Here is a 15,985-nt window from a genome sequence, read left to right on the forward strand (position 1 = left end):
CGTGGGTAAGCTTTTAGTCGTCTCTCACCCGGAGGTCGTCGTCGAACCTGAGACACCGGTCACCGAATGGGGTTTGAGTGAAATTGGCCGCGCCCGAGCCGACACGTTTGCACAAAGTCAGACAATGTCGTGCGTGACAGAAATATGGTCCAGCACCGAGCGAAAAGCGTCCGAGACAGCGGCTATCCTTGCAAAGCCTTTGGGGCTGGTCGCGAAATCCGATCCTGAACTGGGAGAGAACGACCGAAGCACTACCGGATTCCTTCCTCCCTCGATATTCGAGTCCGCCGCTGACACCTTCTTCGTTGCACCCAATTCCAGTTTCCGTGGCTGGGAAACAGCCCATGCTGCTCAATTGCGTATCGTTCGAACAGTCCTGTCAATCGTCAAAAACCACAACGGAAGAGACCTGGCCATTGTAACCCACGGCGCGGTCGGAACGCTGCTTTGGTGCCATCTGGCAGGGAAGGAAATCGACCGGCGGTTTGATAAACCTGGGCAGGGCCACTTCTGGCGCGCGGATATTAAAACTCTTCAACCCGAATTCGGGTGGCGCCCGATTGCCTGAAAGACGTTATTCGTTCCAAGCGTCTTCGCAGATCATTTTCAATGTATCGAACACAGCTGGCGTACCAGCGATCACGCGACCGCCGTCCCGGATCATCTCGTCGGCGTCTTGATCCTCGATCTCGCCACCTGCTTCGGCAATCATCAACTGACCGGCGAGGCAATCCCAGGCGTTCATGTGCTCTTCAATGTACCCCAAAAGACGTCCCGCCGCGACATAGGCCAGCGAAAGCGCACCGCTTGCATTGCGATGATAGAGGGCGCCACGTTCGATAAGGGCCGCAATCACCGGAATGACCTTTGATGCTTCGACCCGGTTCGAATAGCCAATTGAGACGGTTCCACTTGCAAGTTCCACGCTTGAGGCAACCTGCACGGCATGTCCATTCAAAGTGGCGCCTTCGCCTCGAACCGCCACGTAAGTTTCACCAACGTTTGGCTCGAAAATCACGCCGACCTGCGTCTGACTGTCTGAAACGCCCGCTAAGACAATCGTCCAGGCCGGAATGCCATTGACGAAGTTCGTTGTCCCATCAATCGGATCGATCACCCAGTCAAAACCGCTGGAGCCAGCTTTTTCGGCGTGTTCTTCGCCATAAATCCCATCATCGGGAAAAGAGTTCATAATCTTTTGACGAATGAAGGTTTCAACGTTGCGATCCGCCTCGCTAACCCAGTCCTGCGCGCCCTTTTGATCAATGACCAAGGTGTCTCTGGCAGCAAAATACTCTAGCGCAAGTGCGCCCGCCTCTTCGGCTACCGCGACAGCGAAGTTTCTTCTTGCAATGATGTTATGCATTGGTCGGCTCGCCTCCTGCTGAATGCATCACCACGTCTACGGGAAGGGGTGTCGGAAAACAAAACAGTGTTTGTCAGGCTAAAATCCACTTTCTTCGCGTCAAATGAGTTTCTGTCGAAAGAATATCCCTATTAAAGCGCTCATTCACTTCCACACAGTGGAGCCGCACGTTGCTCATGACCAACGTCGGCTTTCTTTAGAGAACGCTGCATCGCAGCGATTGAAGTTGTACCGACGGGCCACTTTGGACCGCTCACACCTAAGCGAGGTCGGGCAGTCGAAAAGATGCCACGATAGCAGCGGTGTCAGCATCGAGCCCATAGAAACCGATGCTTCGCAGTTTGGGAACGTCGGCTTCCACTTCGCAAACCAGGTAGGGTTTGTGATTGCGGCGGTAAGTCGCCGTCGCAATCGAGCGCTCAATCCAAAAACACGACGGCCTCGACCTCGAAGAGCATCGGGTCGATGGCAAGCTTCGGAACGGGGATCAGCGTTTGCGCGGGCAGCGTATCGCCGAACATCCGCTTCACGTTTTCGGTCAGCACGTGCAGCTTCGACATATCGTGGTCGACCACGAACACGGTCAGCTTCACGACCTGTTTGGGGAGAGCGCCGAGTGCGTCAAGGACCGCAGCCAGATTGAAGTAGGCTTGCTCAACCTGATTGTCGAACTCCGGCGATAGGCTTCCGGTTTGATCCTGTCCGCCCTGTCCTGATACAAAAGCAAGCCGTCCTGCAGCAGGAGACACGACTGCCGTACAATAACCGTTTGGCGTGGGATCATGCAGATGCGGTGGATTGACGATGATCGGCAATGCGCCGTTGGATGTATTCTGGTCTCGGGACGTCATGTTCATTCTCCTTGCTGAGTGGTCTGAGATTGACTTAGAACCCTACGGTGACAAAATTTGTCACCGTTTTTGCTAAGGTGAGTAAATGAACATTCGTCTCCGACATGATGCCATCGTGCGCACCCTTCGCCGTAACGGAACCGCAACGGTCGACGAACTGGCCTGTCAGGTCGGTGCGTCCAGGCGAACGGTATTGCGCGATATCGGGGCGTTGCGTGATCAGGGTTTTGTCATCCATTCCGAATGTGGGCGCGGTGGGGGCGTGCAACTTGATCCGCAATCCGTGCAGACCACTGCCCGTCTCACGGTCGCAGAGGTGTTTGCTCTTCTCGTCAGTGTCGCAGCCATGCGTGCGGCGCAAAGCCTTCCCTTTTCCGGTCTCGCCGACGCAGGGCTTGCCAAGATCGAGAAGGCCCTGCCGTCGGATAAGGTGCGGGATCTGCGCAGGTTCCTTGACTGTCTACATGTCGGTCAGCTGTCGCCCAAACAGGACATCTCGGACATGGGCACGATTGACCCCGCGCTTTTGCCTGCCTTCGAGACCGCGTTTCTGCTACGGCAAAACCTGCGCTTCGGCTACCGGGACGCCAAAGGCGCAGAGACCAGTCGCGAAGTCGAACCACAAGCTATGCTCATCCTGCCGCCGCTCTGGTATCTCGTAGCCTGGGATTCCAGCCGCGAGGAATTCCGGCATTTTCGCATGGATCGGATCAGCCGCCCCGAGATCGTCGAGGGAACATCGTTCCGGAGACGGCATGTTCCGTTCGAGGACGATGTCTGTCCATTCAGTGAATTACCGCGCTGATCACCAGGAACGCGTGACGTCCGAGCGGCAGTGGTTCCAGTATCTCGACCCGTCAACAGCCCCGAAATGGTGGATCGGGGTCCACGCTTAATCCCTTCACCCTTTGTCGGGATTCCTTTTAGAACGTTTCGCATCGACCTGCTTCTTCGTCAGTGCAACACGGATGATGCGCTGAAACCGAGGGCAATCCAGATGGTTTTCGGCGGTGCAATTCATGACATGGCGAAGGCCGTCCCGTAAGGCCGTCAGTTCCTTGATCCTCACGTCAATTGCATCGGCCTTTGCTGCCAAAACATTACGATCCAGATCGGGCCTGCCTTCTGAACCCATCGTCTCTTTGATCTCGCCGAGTGAAAACCCGGCGGTTTGCGCCAGAGAGATGAGGGAAATCCGCGTCTTCACCTCATCTTCATAGAAACGCTTCAACCCCCTTCGGCCCGCCGACCGGATCAGGCCAATCTCTTCATAATAGCGGAGTTTTGATGGTGAAAATCCGCTTGCGCGAGAAAGTTCAGAAATGTCGAACATCGTCTTGACCTCAAGTGGGCTTGAAGTTGCATGTTGCCCCTCCACTCTAAAACATCAACAGAAACTAAGGTCGATACCTCCATGACAACAGAAATATTCTTTAGCGCTGTTCTGATCGGCATAGGCGCGACAGCCTTCATGGATATGGTCGCCTTTACCCAGAAGCTGATCTTCTCTCAGCAATCGCTCAACTACGCGATGGTGGGCCGTTGGCTCGGCAATGTCGCGCAGGGGCGGTTTATTCATAGGCACATCATGGCCAGCGACCCTGTTCCGGCGGAGCGTTTGTTGGGCTGGAGCGCACATTATCTGACGGGCGTCGTGTTTGCGCTGGTTTTTTTGGCCGTTGTCGGTCGGGGCTGGCTTGAAGCGCCGAGCCTGCTGCCTGCGATTGCATTTGGAGTTATTACAGTGCTCGCGCCTTTTCTGATCCTTCAGCCGGGCATGGGAGCGGGGCTGGCGGCACGGTTGACGCTCGACCCACGAGCTGCGCGGCTCAAGAGCGTCTTTGCACATCTCAGCTTTGGAATTGGGCTTTGGATTGCGGCAAACTGCATATCCAATTCGTTCTAACATTTCGCGAAGATCGTACCGAAAGCTGTCAGAAGCGCCACGGGGCGCTTATGACTGCCTTGTTGCGCAGGCTGTGAATTCGGCAGCCACCAAATTTTGCTACTGCAGCGAGGCTGGAAGCCGGACGGAGGTCCGCCATGAGGACAATGCTGACCTTGACTTCTTCGGGACGTGTCTTTGAAGTTTAGGTCACTAGAAGGATTTCTATTTTATGTCTCAAACAAATAGCACCGCTCCGTTGGCGGGCCCCGTCACTGGTGGGAGTCAGTGTGGTGCAGTCCGGCTCTCAATTGAAAGACTTGGGAAGGCGTCAATCTGTCATTGCCGGATGTGTCAGAAGGCTTTTGGAAGCCTCTTTGCACTATTAGTTGAGGCCTATGATATCACCTGGACACGCGGAAATCGGTCCATATTTCATAGCTCGAGAACAAATTGGCGGGGATTTTGTAGTGCCTGTGGGACACCTCTTCCATACGAGTTTGACGGTGTAGTTGAGATTGCGATTGGCGCGTTGGATAATCCGGACCTTGCTCAGCCAGAAGTTCAAGTGAACGCCCGATACCGCCAAAAATGTTTCCACGGGCTTGCGAGTCTCCCCGAAAAGCCTCCGGAACTGCGGCAGGCTGATGAAATCTGGAATGCCTCTGTGGAGTCAAACCAACATCCAGACAAGTGCACATAGGGCTGAAACAGGACCTCAGAGCCGTTGCGGCACAGGCCCCTGCCCGGCTATTAACTGATCACACGGACGGCCCAAAGGCGACCTTGGATGTACCCCGGCAATATTGCGGATGCAGCCTGCTTTCCGGACATTCGCCGCGAGCGCAAAACCTGGAAACAATTGAATTCATACATCACTGACAAAGCCGGCCTTCAGCGCATTACGATTTTTTTGCTCGATTTCGTGGAATTTCGGGAACCTTTCTGCACCTCCTGCATCCAAGTAACTAGGTGCGCACAAACGCGCATTCGAAGAAAACCTTAGAAAGGACCCAACCATGTTTGGAAAAACCGCAATTGCTGTTGGATTCATCGTCGTTAGTGCATCGACCGCCAAAGCTCATGATGAGCTGGCCCTCGCGAATGCCCCAATTGGGGATCCTTATGTGAAAGTGAGCGACTTTCTCCCCTTGCCCGAATTCATCCCAGGTCTGGGAACGCTTTTCGTGGATTCGGCCACATTGCCCGCTGGCCCGTTCCTCGCCTATGATCGCGATGGTCGATTGTCAGCCACGGTTTACATGACACCGTTCGACGATCTGCAACACGGTACATCGTTTGACGGCCTGAAAATCGGATCACACACCGTCAGTTCGACAGATATCTATTTCAATGCCGGGCATCCCGGTGTGGATAAGCCGCACACGCATGTCGTTCTTTTCCACGATGATACCGCCAAAGAGCGTCTGGCAGAATGATCTGTACGCGACGCCACGCCGTTTGGCTTGGTGGTTATGCAATTGCTACTATCGCTAGTTCCCGGGTCGCGCTAGCGCATCTGTCCACTACGATTGAGATGCGCGGAAGCCCGCGTGGTGAGCGCATCTGGTATGATCCTATTGGTATTGCGGTGTCTCCGGGCACCACCATCCGGTTCATCAATCGCAATCCCGAGAACAGCCATACGGTAACTGCCTATCATCCGGCAAACTATAATCGAATGCGTCGCATCCCCGCTGAGGCCGACCCATGGAACAGCGACTTTTTGCTTCCGGATGAGTATTTTGAATTCACCCTTACCGCACCCGGCGTTTATGACTATTATTGTCTACCGAACGAGATGGCGGCGGTGGTCGGTCGCATTTTGTTTGGAACACCCAACGACACCGGCTGGGAGGGAAGTTCAAACGACAAAAGCGATGTGTCGGAGGACGTCCTAACGGCATTGCCTTTGGTCCAAAAGATCCGTTCAGAAGGCACCGTTCGTAAGGAAGACGGATCATGAAAGTTCATTTGAGCCTCAGACAACAAGCCTCGACCGATGCGGCCAAATCGGAAGCAGAGCTTGTAAAAGCTGCGCGTGAAGGTAGCGAACTGGCCGTCCGGGAACTCATCCGCCGCCTGAACCCTCGCCTGTTTCGCGTTGCCCGAGGTATCGTGGACAGCGACGCCGTGGCTGAAGAAGCGCTGCAGGAGGCTTATCTTTCGGCATTCAGCAAACTGGAGGGGTTTCGTGAACATGCCAGCTTTTCTACCTGGATCACCCGGATCGTGATTAATACCGCGCGAATGCAGCGCAGACGAGCACGTACTGCTGAAGAGTATGACACAGTGGACGAATCAAGCTCACTTATAACTTTCCCCAGGCAATATTCTGAGCTCCCCGATGCAAGGCTTGGACGCGCGCAATTGAGAGAATTTCTCGAAACGGCCGTTTCCGAGCTGCCGCCAAATCTGAGATTGCCGTTTCTTCTGCGTGAGGCTGAGGATATGAGCGTTATTGCCATTGCAAGCGAGCTTCAGATCAATCCGATAACCGTGAAAACACGCCTATTCCGCGCCCGTCGCCGATTGCGCACCACCATCGAACACCGGGTTCGGGGCGGTTTCGATGCAATCTTCCCATCCGGCGGAAAACGATGCGCCAACATGAACGATCGCGTAATAGCGCTGTTGCAGGCGAGTGGCGCACTTTGACGGAGAAAACGCTGCCCGTTCCAGTCATTGATCACCACCTGTTGCCGCTACGGTATGGCCCATCAGACCGGACGTTCGCTGCGAGTTCAAGATTTGGCGGTGGGCGAACTTGCAGTCTACGGACAACCGGCGTCGATTTGGTCAGGTCGGAGGTTGCGGAAAATGATTATCTAACAACATGCCGTGACTTTTTTGACGATCTGTTCCGACCATCTGATCACAATGGGCTGGAAAGGAACACTTTGGGCGCCGAAATTGTCTACTGTGACGCGCTAACCCGTTCATCTTGCATATTCTGATCTATCAACAGCACCCGGAGATTTCCTGTTTTTTCGAACCCTTGGTCGACGAATGGTCTGGCATCTTCGTGAGTTTCATATCCGACGATGGGGCGCCCTGCGCCAAAGCACTCCGTACATTGAATAGCAGCATCAGCAACTGAGCGATCGTTAGCCGGCCCAAACACATTAGACAGGCCAACCACTTCGGACGACTGATTTGCAATACAACCCGCCCGCATTCCCTCTTTGCCCTCTTTTACAAAGAACGCGATGTTGGTGCTATCCAACAGGCTGGCAGGAAACATCGATGTTTCAGATTGCACGTTCGATGCGCTCCATGCGACTTCTCATCGTGTCAGGTCTTCTTTGGTAGCGATCCTTTTCCAAGGAGCGCCGGAAGGCACTTCGGCCGAAGCCTCTTTCCTGATCCACGTCGTGGAAAACAGTGTTTCTGCCGGAAGTTGCTCTAGTGGTAAGTCGGCAAAACTGTCCTTTACGGCAAATGCGGATTGAGCGGCCATGTTCTCGGACCGAAAAAGATCGGCACCGATTTCCGGTCGCAAAGTAACCACCTTGGGGTAAAGGGGCGGAGGCATGCCCGCGCACACCAATGCGGTCCCGTCAAGTCGCACAGAAAGACCGTGCGCTGCAAACACTGCTGCACAAAGATCGGCATTGTTCTGGGCAGCAAGCGCCGACTTTCTTAAATTTCTCTCGCTCATCACAAATTCCAGTTCTTGACAGCTTGCTACAGTGACACCGGGGCTTTTTGCCCAAGTTCAGCCCCTGAAACCATGCGCGCATTGTTGGTTGGCATGCCAAAGTCAATATGAATTTGCCAAGATTGGTTTAGTCCGATGATTAACGCCACTGGCTGCATCAGCTTCTTATGGAACTCTCCGTGATCACTCACAAGTGGATATCGCCGTTGGTCCGCTCGTTTGCCCAATGATCGGGGTTCTTCCTAAATTCCATGATCAGACTTGGCAAAACATGTGCACTACTCTTTGCAAGCGGTCGATCCCAAGATGGATTTGACCCTTGCTGAAATTCCTGTCTTAAAGGTTTCGAAGACACGGTTCCATGAGGATAGAATGAGCGATCTTGGCTTCACTTTTAGGCAATCAAAGAACGGTGAGGTGGTGGTCGACCATCGCGGTAAGCGCGCCACGACTCTTCGGGGCGACAAAGCAGAATGGTTCCTGCAAGGCATGGACGTGCTGGATTTCGAAAGCCAGCAACAAGAGTTGGCCCGCCTCACCGGAAACTACAAACGCGGCAATGAACGCAAGGCACGCAACCATCCCCGAAACAGGTAATGGTGTATCAGTAGCCAACGGTAAAGGCAGCGCGTAGAAACTTGGCTGACTGAGCCTCATCCAAAATAGCGATCGCAAAATCTTCCATAGAAATTTGCGAGTTGCCCGCGTCATCAACAATCAGGTTATCTGTGTCGGTTCTGAAGACATCCAGGCGCTCACCGGGCTGCAATAATGCAGACGGGCTGGCATAGGTCCAGTTTGCCGATGCATCAGATGAACAGAGTTCCCACTGCGCCATGGACGCACGTGCGGTTGGGACTATGCTTTCGGGCAGAAAATCTGGATCTGACAAGACGGTGTGCGGGCTGCGATCAGGCATATGCAAACGTGCCGCGCCACCGATAATGATCACTCGAAGACCGGCAAGCGATGCGGCGTCCAGGATGGATCGGGTCAACGCAACAATTTCGCCCTCACGCCCAGCTGGTGTGCGCACAGCGCTTATTGCCAGATCCTGACCGGCCATGGCGGTGGCCAAAGCCGCCGGGTCCGTAACATCCGCAACAACCGGCTTGGCACCTTTGGGTAGTTTTTCGAGCCCCGCCTCGTTTCGAACAGCCGCGGTAACGTCATAGCCACGCTAGATCGCCTCAGTCACGACACGAGAACCGACGTCGCCAGCGGCACCAAATACGACAAGTTTCATGAGCATTCTCCTTTTGAGATGAAGTGTGAATTGGCGGTTTTTGAAAGTACGGAAGTGCCTAAACGCCCGGCACGCTGCCCAAGCCAGATTGCGGTGAGTACAACTCCGGCTCCGGCGATCTGGGTGGGCGTCAAAGTCTGATCAAGAAACATCCACCCAATGATGACTGCGGAAAGCGGGCTGAGAAAACCAAGGGCTGAAACGGCGCCGGGCTCGATCCGGGAAACACCTCGGAACCATAAGATGTATGTCAGCGCAGCCCCGATCAGGGTGAGATAGACGATTCCGGTGAAATTTTGCGTATTCAATGGCGGAAGCGCAGGTTCAAACAGGAGTGCCAGCGGTATCAGAAACAGCCCCCCTGCCGAAAGCTGCCAGGCCGCCAAGGTCAAAAGCGGCACAGGGGCTTGCCACTTCCGAGTCAGAACTGTGCCCGCCCCCATGGAGACTGCCCCTCCTATGCCTGCAATAACCCCAATCGGATCAAGTGAAATCCCCGAACCAAGCACAAGAAGTCCGACACCAAAGATACCAATCAGAGCCGCGATCACCGCAGATACTTTGACCGTCGTATCAATCAGCATCCCAGCTAAGAACACGACAATCAAAGGCTGAACCGCTCCAACCGTTGCGGCTACACCTCCAGGCAACCGGTACGCCGCCACAAATAGCAACGTCCAGAACACGGTGAAATTGAGCGCACCAAGAACGAAAGCGCGTATCCACCAGATACCCTGCGGCAGTTGCCGAGCAAGAACGAGCAAAAGCAGGCCAGCAGGCAACGCACGCAGCGCAGCCATTGTGATTGGATACCCAGCAGGAAGGAATTCAGTCGTAACATAGTACGTGCTGCCCCAGACCAACGGCGCGATGGCAGTGAGCGCGATGTCGACATGATGCTTCATGAGGAATCTCCATATATCTTGACGTCAAGATACATTTCATTCTCTTGACGTCAAGATAATTCTTCGCAATATGCTTCCATGGACCACATCGATCGTATCATTACGCAATGGAACAAAGCCCGACCTGACCTCGATGTCGGACCGATGGAAACGATTGGGCGTCTCTCCCGCCTGGCGGCTCAGCTCAGAAAAGAGATGGACAAAACCTGGAAGATTTATGGGCTCAACCTCGCCAGCTTTGATGTACTGGCGACTCTGCGCAGGTCCGGAAAGCCGGAAGGCTTGTCGCCCGGGGAATTGCTTGACCTGACCATGGTGACGTCGGGGACGATGACCAACCGGATTGACCAGCTCGTCAAAGCAGGCTTGGTCGAGCGCGTTCCAAATCCGGAAGACAAACGCGGCTTCTTGATCCGATTGACGAGGGCCGGGTTCTCAAAAATCGAAAACGCCGTATCAGATCACGTTATAACGCAACATCGGCTTATGAACGGTATATCACCCGCGCAGCGCGATAACTTAAATTCATTGCTTAGAGCACTGGGCGAAACGGTTGACGTAGATACGAAATAAATCACTAGTGAATTAAGCGCTTCCCAAAAAACCATCACACTTTAAGAACATGGCGTGCCTTGGAAACAAGACACCCGCACTCGAGCAAAACTTTTGCAAAACGCAGGTGAACATTGCGCAACTCGATTAAGGCTCAACTATACACCCTGCGCAATAAAAACTGATTCGTTGCACGCCCATGTCACAAACTCCAAGCTTGCTTCGTCCTGTTTCTGTACACCCCGAAAACAGGAGCACCACATGAAATCCCGTCTCAACCATTTCGCCGTTGCCCCGCAACTGATGCAGCCAATGCTCTATATGGAGGAATGCCTCAATACATCGGGCCTTGAGCACAGCCTCATCGAATTGGTAAAATTGCGCTTGTCGCAGATCAATGGCTGCGCGTTCTGCATCCATATGCACACCCATGACGCGCGTGCGCAGGGTGAGAGCGAAGACAGGCTTCACTTACTGAATGCGCGGCGAGAGTCGTCTCTTTATTCCGAGCGTGAATGCGCCGCTCTTGCCTAGGCCAAAACGCTGACCCGCATCGAGCAGAACTATTGACTTTGCAACGCCATATCCTGCCGCCAAGGAGGCCTCGGCTTCATGAGCCATATAACTTCACTCGTCAACGACCAGACATTTGTCGATCTGCGACCGCGCTTGTTCGCAGTCGCCTATCGAATGTTGGGCACCTTTAGTGACGCGGAGGATGTAGTACAGGACGCTTTTTTGCGTCGGCAAAAGGTTGATCATACCAGTGTGCGGGACGCGACGGGGTTTCTGATCCGAACGGTCACGCGGTTGTATTTGGATCACATGCGGGCCGCGCGTACTCGACGCGAAACATATCCCGTCGAGTGGTTGCCTGAACCACTAATCACAGATGAGGCTACCGAGCGACTGGATCGTGACGTCTCGGTGGCGCTCCTACTGGCGCTGGAGCGACTATCACCTTTCGAGCGGGCAGCCTTTCTATTCAACGATGTGTTTGAGCAGTCATATGACGAACTTGCACAGGCACCGGAACGCACACCTGAATCCTGCCGACAGCTTGTCAGTCGTGCCCGGAAACATGTGCAACGCAACAAACCTCGAACGCAGGTAGAGCCGCAACAGGGCGAAGCCATCGCGAAGGCATTTTTCATGGCAGCCAAAAGCGGTGACACCGACGTTCTTACCAAATTGCTTGCGCAAGACATAAGATTTGTTTCGGATGGCGGCGGCCAAGTTCTGGCGACACTTAATCCGATTTTGGGCCGAGACAAGGTGATGCGGCTTTTGTCTGGACTGGCGCGCAAGTATTCTGATCAACCTGAACAGCAATGGCAATTCTGCCACCTGAACAATCTGCCATCGATCCTCAGCCACGAAGAGGGCGGCCTTTTGCAAACAACATCTTTGGAGATCGAATGCGACGTGATTACAGCTGTTTACGTGGTACGAAATCCGGAAAAGACTCGTCATTTGTCTTTCGACCAACAAATGCCCATCGACGGTAGCCTATCTGACAAGGCTGACAACATCGGCCCAAAGCGGCCATCCGTCCGAGAGGTTCGATGCCGCAGTGCGGCCCGTCAGAGGGGACATTCGCTGCGAGCGCAATATCTAAAGCCCTACGAATTCACAACACGCGGACTTTGCGGACCTTAAAACAGCATTAGGCATTATAGTTTCGAAACACACCTTGGATCGTACGTACTCCAACATTGATTTCAAAAAGGTACAAATGCCATCATCTTCTAAATGTGGGAGGGTTTTAGATGTGGAAACCAATCGTATTTGCCTTTTTGACGACCTGCGCTGGTGTCACAGTAGCATTGTCGCACGACGTACGGGATTTAGCGACACTGCATGAACCGAATATCCAAGACTTGTCTACGACGGCGCTCAAAAGCGCTGAGGGCGTTGAGGTGATCGTGAGCCATGTTGCGCTGCCGCCTAACTTCACTTTGCCGACGCATTGGCATCCTGGCGAATAATTTGCCTACGTTCTGCAGGGCAGCGCGACCCTCATCTTAGACGGCGAAGTCGAGCAAGAAGCTTTTGCAGGTGATGTAGCTGTCGTGCCAATGAAAAAAGTGCATACCGCCCACTCAGGGGATGCAGGGGCTACCATTTTGGTGTTCCGAATCCATGAAGAGGGCCAGCTTGGAAGAGTTTTGGTCAGCGACTGAGCTTCAGGGCAAAGGCGAGATAACGTGCAACGAATGCGCGGCTGTCAGAACCCGAGCGGTCTGGTGTCATTTGCTCTCACACCTGCAGCCCGGCTTTTTCCCACCCATCGCGCCAGCGACCAGCGCAGGCTGGGATAGAAAATATTGGCAAACGAGTGGCTTCGGTTATCGAAGCCAAATTCGGAGCGATTTCTTTCAAATCGGCAGCCGCTGTTTTTGCCGCATCGATGTCATCAAGTTGGGCGAGCGAGGCAATCAGCATCAGGTGACTCATAAGAAAGGCCGAACGCACTGATAAAGCTTCGCGACAAGCCAGCACGGCTTCCTCATAACGTCCTAGGTGAAACAAGGCAGCACCTTGTGACATGAAAGAGGCGTGACGCAATGGATCACCTGGGCTAAGTTCGACAGACCGGGTTGCATGTTCCAGCGCCTTGTCAGGACGATTCAGCAAAAGGAGATTTGCAGAGGCAAGCATGTGGACCGTCGCCGCGTTGGGGTTTTCCGACAATGCTTCTATAAAGGCCGTCCGCGCGCGAGACAGGTCTTGTGCCAGCATAGAGATCGAATGTGCGGCGTAGGCCTTTGCAATACCGTCCGCGCGATCGCTTCTAAGGACCTGCTCTGCCGCTGCGACGGCTGATCTGGGTCCCTGATCCACCGACTCCAAACCTTGCACGAGACGTTGGATATGAAGCCATGCCAGCAAGCCCGCCGCGGACGCGTAGTCCGGATCTCGATCCAAAGCCAGTTTTGTCAGTCCTATTGCCTCTTTGTTGTCCTCGTCAGTCAGCAAGTGGAAATGTGATACAGCTCGGAGATAGAGCTCGTATGCTTGCAAATCCTTGGTGGGTTTTGCCCGCGCACGATTTGTTTCGGCGTGCCGCAAAGACGGTTCAATAGCTGTAACCACGTCCTCTGTAACCTGATCTTGAAGGTCAAAAATATCGTCGAGCACACCGTCAAAGCGGTCCGCCCACAAATGGCTACCGTCTTCGGCATCTATGAGCTGTCCAGTGATGCGAATGCGCTGCCCGGCGCGCCGAACGGAGCCTTCCAGTACATACCGAACACCTAAGTCGCGACCAACTTCGCGGATGTCCGTGCTTTTCCCCTTATAGGTAAAAGAAGAGTTTCGTGCGACCACCATAAGCCAACGAAACCGCGATAACTCGGTTATGATGTCTTCCGTGATGCCATCGGCAAAGAACTCCTGCTCCGGATCACCTGACATATTGTCGAATGGGAGCACAGCTATTCCCGGCCTGACATTCGCTTTCACCGCTAGATTGGCTTTCGTGCCCTTTGGCCAACACCAAATTCCGACACGGCGCGTAATGTTTTTCAGTTCGGTTTGTTCTCCGCCGTCAAAAAACTCCGCATCGCTGCGATCAAGGCTGTTATGGGACGTGTCTGAGAGGAGGACTTGCCCGGGCTTCGCAAGGGCCTCAAGACGCGCGGCAACATTGATGCCATCGCCGAAAATGTCATCGCCATCGGTCACCACTTCCCCTGTGTGAATCCCGATGCGCAGTTTGATCTGGTCAGGTTTCCGCGCAGACTGAACCGCGATGGCACAGGCTGCCGCTTCGGATGGTGATTGGAGCTCGACTATCCAGCCGTCACCCATGCTTTTGATCAATGCACCATTGTGATCTGCAAGGATCGCGAGAAACGTGTTCTCGCGGAACGTCTTCAGCGCTGCGATTGTGCCAGTTCGGTCATGATCCATCAGTGCGGAATAGCCAACAATGTCGGCGGCCAATACCGTGGTGAGACGTCGTCCCATTCACATCTCCTGTTTTCGGGGACATTAGCTTGGTGGGTTAATTCTGTCAGCCCGTTCGACAGTTTTAATAACCCCTGCATGAGAAGATTAACACTGATACACCTGCAATTGCAGCATTAAAACTCAATTACTTGTCGCGCACTCAACAACCGGCCGCCTTCATTTCCGTGAAGTTGCCGCCGCCACAGTTGTTTGTGTTGATGTCTCTGCCAACGCTTCGTCGCGTACCACTGCCGCTTTGGGCTCACAGCGGACATTTGAAGTCAACAATCAGGAGCGGATGGCGGCTGTGCGGACAAAGAGATCCTTTGCCTTATCCGCAGCAGCTATCGCCCAATTGTATGGGTGGGCACGGCACAGTGGCATAGGAGCAATAAACGCAGCAATCGCCTTCGAGCGGCTTCAATACGGCCTTGCAGGACCTGCATTCATAAAACCACTGGCAGGCGTCTGTCGGCATTACTTCAGTTTCAATGTGCCCGCATTTAGGACACGTCAATGTGCTTTCAAGCACCACGGGTTGTTCTGTCATCGTCTCACATCTGCATGATTAGGTAGTCGTTGATCCGGGCTTCATTGAACACGATAACCCATGCCATTCCGGTGATGACGGTGCTTCCGACAAGCCACCACTTCAGCCGCGCGATTGACCCGCGTCGGTGCGATACCAACCAAGATAGCACGACTAGCGCAGTTGATATTGCCAGTACATAGAAACCTGCTGCCACAATTTTTCCGAATATTGCCAGCCAACTGCCACCCAACCCAAGCAACATCATAGCCATGGGCAAAACGCAGCAGGTTGCCACGCCAATTGCTGAAACCGACCCTAAATAGCTGAGGCTAAGGTATTTCTGCATTCCACTTCTCCATCAGTCTTCACTGCACGGCTTTGCGGCGATGACCCAAGTGAAGTATAACTCCTGTCGTCGCTACAGGATCAAGAAGGACAATGTCACATGATCGCAATTGGAAAAGCGTCCCGGCAAAGTGGGGTCGGGATTGAAACCATTCGTTACTATGAGCGCGAAGGAATTGTACCAAAGCCCGCTCGGGCTTCTAACAATCGTCGATTGTACTCAGAGCATGATGTTGGAAGGCTGCGATTCTTGAAGCGGTGCCGGGAGTTGGGCTTCCCTCTGACAGACGCAAGGACACTGCTCGACCTGTCGGAGGGCGACGGTGAAGACTGTCAATCCGTGAAGGAGATGGCCGAGATTCATATCTCCAATGTGCGCGACAAGATTGAGGAGCTGAGATGTTTGGAGGCCGCGCTAGATGAACTGACAGCAAACTGTGACAGCGGAAATGCTTCGTGCCCAATGCTTTCCCAATTGCGAACGGCAGAAGGAAATTAAGGGCTCGATGCTGACATAGGAGAGAACGCGGCAACTGTTGGTTAGAACCGCCTAGCTACGATGTGGACGACCAATCCTGCCGTTCATCTAGCCCGCCCGTTGTTGCGGTGTAGCCTGCGAAAGCCGCCCTTTGCTACTAGTGTGAGCTCCAGGCCAGGCCGAACTCACAGATTGCGGACGTAGCGGACA

At 53.9% G+C, this 15,985-nt stretch carries 22 protein-coding genes and 1 pseudogene; 13 read left to right on the forward strand and 10 right to left on the reverse strand.

The genetic code is table 11. The features are described 5' to 3' along the window. The first annotated feature begins 1 nt into the window (after position 1). Entirely contained in the window at positions 2-568 is a 567-nt protein-coding gene (locus DHN12_RS08960; protein WP_108859872.1) for a histidine phosphatase family protein, read from the forward strand. 6 nt (positions 569-574) lie between these two features. Here the strand turns inward: DHN12_RS08960 and DHN12_RS08965 are convergent, their stop codons facing one another. Together DHN12_RS08965 and DHN12_RS08970 are read right to left on the reverse strand one after the other, a co-directional pair. Then, on the reverse strand, positions 575-1,366 hold the full coding sequence (locus tag DHN12_RS08965; RefSeq protein WP_108859873.1) for an inositol monophosphatase family protein: 792 nt from the start codon (positions 1,364-1,366) through the stop codon (positions 575-577). Positions 1,367-1,785: 419 nt separating this feature from the next. Next, positions 1,786-2,217 (reverse strand): RidA family protein, encoded by a 432-nt coding sequence (locus tag DHN12_RS08970; RefSeq protein ID WP_108859874.1) that lies wholly within the window; start codon positions 2,215-2,217, stop codon positions 1,786-1,788. A gap of 85 nt (positions 2,218-2,302) precedes the next feature. Here DHN12_RS08970 and DHN12_RS08975 point away from each other — a divergent pair, with 85 nt between their 5' ends. Further along, positions 2,303-3,022, forward strand: coding sequence for a YafY family protein (locus DHN12_RS08975; RefSeq protein WP_108859875.1), 720 nt, complete (start codon positions 2,303-2,305; stop codon positions 3,020-3,022). 96 nt (positions 3,023-3,118) lie between these two features. On the opposite strand, the gene DHN12_RS08980 is transcribed toward DHN12_RS08975, so the two are convergent. Beyond that, on the reverse strand, positions 3,119-3,550 hold the full coding sequence (locus tag DHN12_RS08980; RefSeq protein ID WP_108859876.1) for a helix-turn-helix domain-containing protein: 432 nt from the start codon (positions 3,548-3,550) through the stop codon (positions 3,119-3,121). A 30-nt stretch (positions 3,551-3,580) separates the two neighbouring features. Between DHN12_RS08980 and DHN12_RS08985 the strand changes: the two genes are divergently transcribed. From DHN12_RS08985 to DHN12_RS09005, 5 genes are all read left to right on the forward strand, one after another. Beyond that, complete coding sequence (locus DHN12_RS08985) at positions 3,581-4,123, forward strand: DUF2938 domain-containing protein (protein WP_234416592.1); 543 nt, start codon at positions 3,581-3,583, stop codon at positions 4,121-4,123. A 211-nt stretch (positions 4,124-4,334) separates the two neighbouring features. Beyond that, positions 4,335-4,805, forward strand: a complete 471-nt coding sequence (locus DHN12_RS25210) for a GFA family protein (protein ID WP_373455753.1) — start codon at positions 4,335-4,337, stop codon at positions 4,803-4,805. 316 nt (positions 4,806-5,121) lie between these two features. Continuing rightward, the gene (locus tag DHN12_RS08995) at positions 5,122-5,541 is read left to right on the forward strand and encodes a hypothetical protein (protein ID WP_108859879.1); all 420 of its coding nucleotides are present in this window, start codon (positions 5,122-5,124) and stop codon (positions 5,539-5,541) included. After that, positions 5,538-6,068, forward strand: a complete 531-nt coding sequence (locus DHN12_RS09000; protein ID WP_108859880.1) for a plastocyanin/azurin family copper-binding protein — start codon at positions 5,538-5,540, stop codon at positions 6,066-6,068. The genes DHN12_RS08995 and DHN12_RS09000 overlap by 4 nt, the downstream gene beginning before the upstream one ends. After that, a complete protein-coding gene (locus DHN12_RS09005) occupies positions 6,065-6,760 on the forward strand; it encodes an RNA polymerase sigma factor (RefSeq protein WP_108859881.1) in 696 nt (231 codons plus the stop codon). The genes DHN12_RS09000 and DHN12_RS09005 overlap by 4 nt, the downstream gene beginning before the upstream one ends. A gap of 259 nt (positions 6,761-7,019) precedes the next feature. Here DHN12_RS09005 and DHN12_RS09010 read toward each other — a convergent pair whose 3' ends face one another. Together DHN12_RS09010 and DHN12_RS09015 are read right to left on the reverse strand one after the other, a co-directional pair. Beyond that, positions 7,020-7,346 (reverse strand): hypothetical protein, encoded by a 327-nt coding sequence (locus tag DHN12_RS09010; protein ID WP_108859882.1) that lies wholly within the window; start codon positions 7,344-7,346, stop codon positions 7,020-7,022. A 42-nt stretch (positions 7,347-7,388) separates the two neighbouring features. Then, the gene (locus DHN12_RS09015) at positions 7,389-7,637 is read right to left on the reverse strand and encodes a hypothetical protein (RefSeq protein ID WP_159090003.1); all 249 of its coding nucleotides are present in this window, start codon (positions 7,635-7,637) and stop codon (positions 7,389-7,391) included. A 498-nt stretch (positions 7,638-8,135) separates the two neighbouring features. Between DHN12_RS09015 and DHN12_RS09020 the strand changes: the two genes are divergently transcribed. Then, entirely contained in the window at positions 8,136-8,360 is a 225-nt protein-coding gene (locus DHN12_RS09020; RefSeq protein WP_108859935.1) for a hypothetical protein, read from the forward strand. A gap of 7 nt (positions 8,361-8,367) precedes the next feature. On the opposite strand, the pseudogene DHN12_RS09025 reads toward DHN12_RS09020, so the two are convergent. Further along, positions 8,368-8,928: pseudogene (locus tag DHN12_RS09025) on the reverse strand (NAD(P)-dependent oxidoreductase); the annotation flags it as partial. 77 nt (positions 8,929-9,005) lie between these two features. Beyond that, entirely contained in the window at positions 9,006-9,914 is a 909-nt protein-coding gene (locus tag DHN12_RS09030; RefSeq protein WP_108859885.1) for an EamA family transporter, read from the reverse strand. 78 nt (positions 9,915-9,992) lie between these two features. On the opposite strand from DHN12_RS09030, the gene DHN12_RS09035 reads away from it, so the two are divergent. The 4 genes from DHN12_RS09035 (at position 9,993) to DHN12_RS09050 (ending at position 12,454) form a co-directional block, all read left to right on the forward strand. Beyond that, positions 9,993-10,487, forward strand: a complete 495-nt coding sequence (locus tag DHN12_RS09035; protein WP_108859886.1) for a MarR family winged helix-turn-helix transcriptional regulator — start codon at positions 9,993-9,995, stop codon at positions 10,485-10,487. Between the two features lie 240 nt (positions 10,488-10,727). After that, entirely contained in the window at positions 10,728-11,000 is a 273-nt protein-coding gene (locus DHN12_RS09040) for a carboxymuconolactone decarboxylase family protein (protein WP_199913486.1), read from the forward strand. A 78-nt stretch (positions 11,001-11,078) separates the two neighbouring features. Then, the gene (gene sigJ / locus DHN12_RS09045; protein WP_108859887.1) at positions 11,079-12,125 is read left to right on the forward strand and encodes an RNA polymerase sigma factor SigJ; all 1,047 of its coding nucleotides are present in this window, start codon (positions 11,079-11,081) and stop codon (positions 12,123-12,125) included. 110 nt (positions 12,126-12,235) lie between these two features. Beyond that, positions 12,236-12,454, forward strand: a complete 219-nt coding sequence (locus DHN12_RS09050; protein WP_108859888.1) for a hypothetical protein — start codon at positions 12,236-12,238, stop codon at positions 12,452-12,454. A gap of 271 nt (positions 12,455-12,725) precedes the next feature. On the opposite strand, the gene DHN12_RS09055 is transcribed toward DHN12_RS09050, so the two are convergent. From DHN12_RS09055 to DHN12_RS09065, 3 genes are all read right to left on the reverse strand, one after another. Further along, positions 12,726-14,438, reverse strand: a complete 1,713-nt coding sequence (locus DHN12_RS09055; protein ID WP_108859889.1) for an adenylate/guanylate cyclase domain-containing protein — start codon at positions 14,436-14,438, stop codon at positions 12,726-12,728. A gap of 313 nt (positions 14,439-14,751) precedes the next feature. Beyond that, entirely contained in the window at positions 14,752-14,970 is a 219-nt protein-coding gene (locus DHN12_RS24790) for a GDCCVxC domain-containing (seleno)protein (RefSeq protein WP_108859890.1), read from the reverse strand. A 4-nt stretch (positions 14,971-14,974) separates the two neighbouring features. Beyond that, positions 14,975-15,298: a hypothetical protein gene (locus tag DHN12_RS09065; RefSeq protein ID WP_108859891.1), complete on the reverse strand. Its 324-nt coding sequence runs from the start codon at positions 15,296-15,298 to the stop codon at positions 14,975-14,977. Between the two features lie 99 nt (positions 15,299-15,397). On the opposite strand from DHN12_RS09065, the gene DHN12_RS09070 reads away from it, so the two are divergent. After that, on the forward strand, positions 15,398-15,796 hold the full coding sequence (locus tag DHN12_RS09070) for a MerR family transcriptional regulator (RefSeq protein WP_108859892.1): 399 nt from the start codon (positions 15,398-15,400) through the stop codon (positions 15,794-15,796). Positions 15,797-15,985 lie beyond the last annotated feature (189 nt).

Origin of the sequence: Ruegeria sp. Alg231-54 (assembly GCF_900143525.1) — a bacterium.
In the GTDB taxonomy this organism is placed as follows: Bacteria; Pseudomonadota; Alphaproteobacteria; order Rhodobacterales; family Rhodobacteraceae; genus Ruegeria.

Bases quoted from the DNA above. Each gene is read 5' to 3' on its own strand.
- DHN12_RS08965 (WP_108859873.1), bottom strand. From the start codon at position 1,366: ATGCATAACATCATTGCAAGAAGAAACTTCGCTGTCGCGGTAGCCGAA.
- DHN12_RS08970 (WP_108859874.1), bottom strand. From the start codon at position 2,217: ATGACGTCCCGAGACCAGAATACATCCAACGGCGCATTGCCGATCATC.
- DHN12_RS08975 (WP_108859875.1), top strand. From the start codon at position 2,303: ATGAACATTCGTCTCCGACATGATGCCATCGTGCGCACCCTTCGCCGT.
- DHN12_RS08980 (WP_108859876.1), bottom strand. From the start codon at position 3,550: ATGTTCGACATTTCTGAACTTTCTCGCGCAAGCGGATTTTCACCATCA.
- DHN12_RS08985 (WP_234416592.1), top strand. From the start codon at position 3,581: ATGTTGCCCCTCCACTCTAAAACATCAACAGAAACTAAGGTCGATACC.
- DHN12_RS25210 (WP_373455753.1), top strand. From the start codon at position 4,335: ATGTCTCAAACAAATAGCACCGCTCCGTTGGCGGGCCCCGTCACTGGT.
- DHN12_RS08995 (WP_108859879.1), top strand. From the start codon at position 5,122: ATGTTTGGAAAAACCGCAATTGCTGTTGGATTCATCGTCGTTAGTGCA.
- DHN12_RS09000 (WP_108859880.1), top strand. From the start codon at position 5,538: ATGATCTGTACGCGACGCCACGCCGTTTGGCTTGGTGGTTATGCAATT.
- DHN12_RS09005 (WP_108859881.1), top strand. From the start codon at position 6,065: ATGAAAGTTCATTTGAGCCTCAGACAACAAGCCTCGACCGATGCGGCC.
- DHN12_RS09010 (WP_108859882.1), bottom strand. From the start codon at position 7,346: ATGTTTCCTGCCAGCCTGTTGGATAGCACCAACATCGCGTTCTTTGTA.
- DHN12_RS09015 (WP_159090003.1), bottom strand. From the start codon at position 7,637: ATGCCTCCGCCCCTTTACCCCAAGGTGGTTACTTTGCGACCGGAAATC.
- DHN12_RS09020 (WP_108859935.1), top strand. From the start codon at position 8,136: ATGAGCGATCTTGGCTTCACTTTTAGGCAATCAAAGAACGGTGAGGTG.
- DHN12_RS09030 (WP_108859885.1), bottom strand. From the start codon at position 9,914: ATGAAGCATCATGTCGACATCGCGCTCACTGCCATCGCGCCGTTGGTC.
- DHN12_RS09035 (WP_108859886.1), top strand. From the start codon at position 9,993: ATGGACCACATCGATCGTATCATTACGCAATGGAACAAAGCCCGACCT.
- DHN12_RS09040 (WP_199913486.1), top strand. From the start codon at position 10,728: ATGAAATCCCGTCTCAACCATTTCGCCGTTGCCCCGCAACTGATGCAG.
- sigJ (WP_108859887.1), top strand. From the start codon at position 11,079: ATGAGCCATATAACTTCACTCGTCAACGACCAGACATTTGTCGATCTG.
- DHN12_RS09050 (WP_108859888.1), top strand. From the start codon at position 12,236: ATGTGGAAACCAATCGTATTTGCCTTTTTGACGACCTGCGCTGGTGTC.
- DHN12_RS09055 (WP_108859889.1), bottom strand. From the start codon at position 14,438: ATGGGACGACGTCTCACCACGGTATTGGCCGCCGACATTGTTGGCTAT.
- DHN12_RS24790 (WP_108859890.1), bottom strand. From the start codon at position 14,970: ATGACAGAACAACCCGTGGTGCTTGAAAGCACATTGACGTGTCCTAAA.
- DHN12_RS09065 (WP_108859891.1), bottom strand. From the start codon at position 15,298: ATGCAGAAATACCTTAGCCTCAGCTATTTAGGGTCGGTTTCAGCAATT.
- DHN12_RS09070 (WP_108859892.1), top strand. From the start codon at position 15,398: ATGATCGCAATTGGAAAAGCGTCCCGGCAAAGTGGGGTCGGGATTGAA.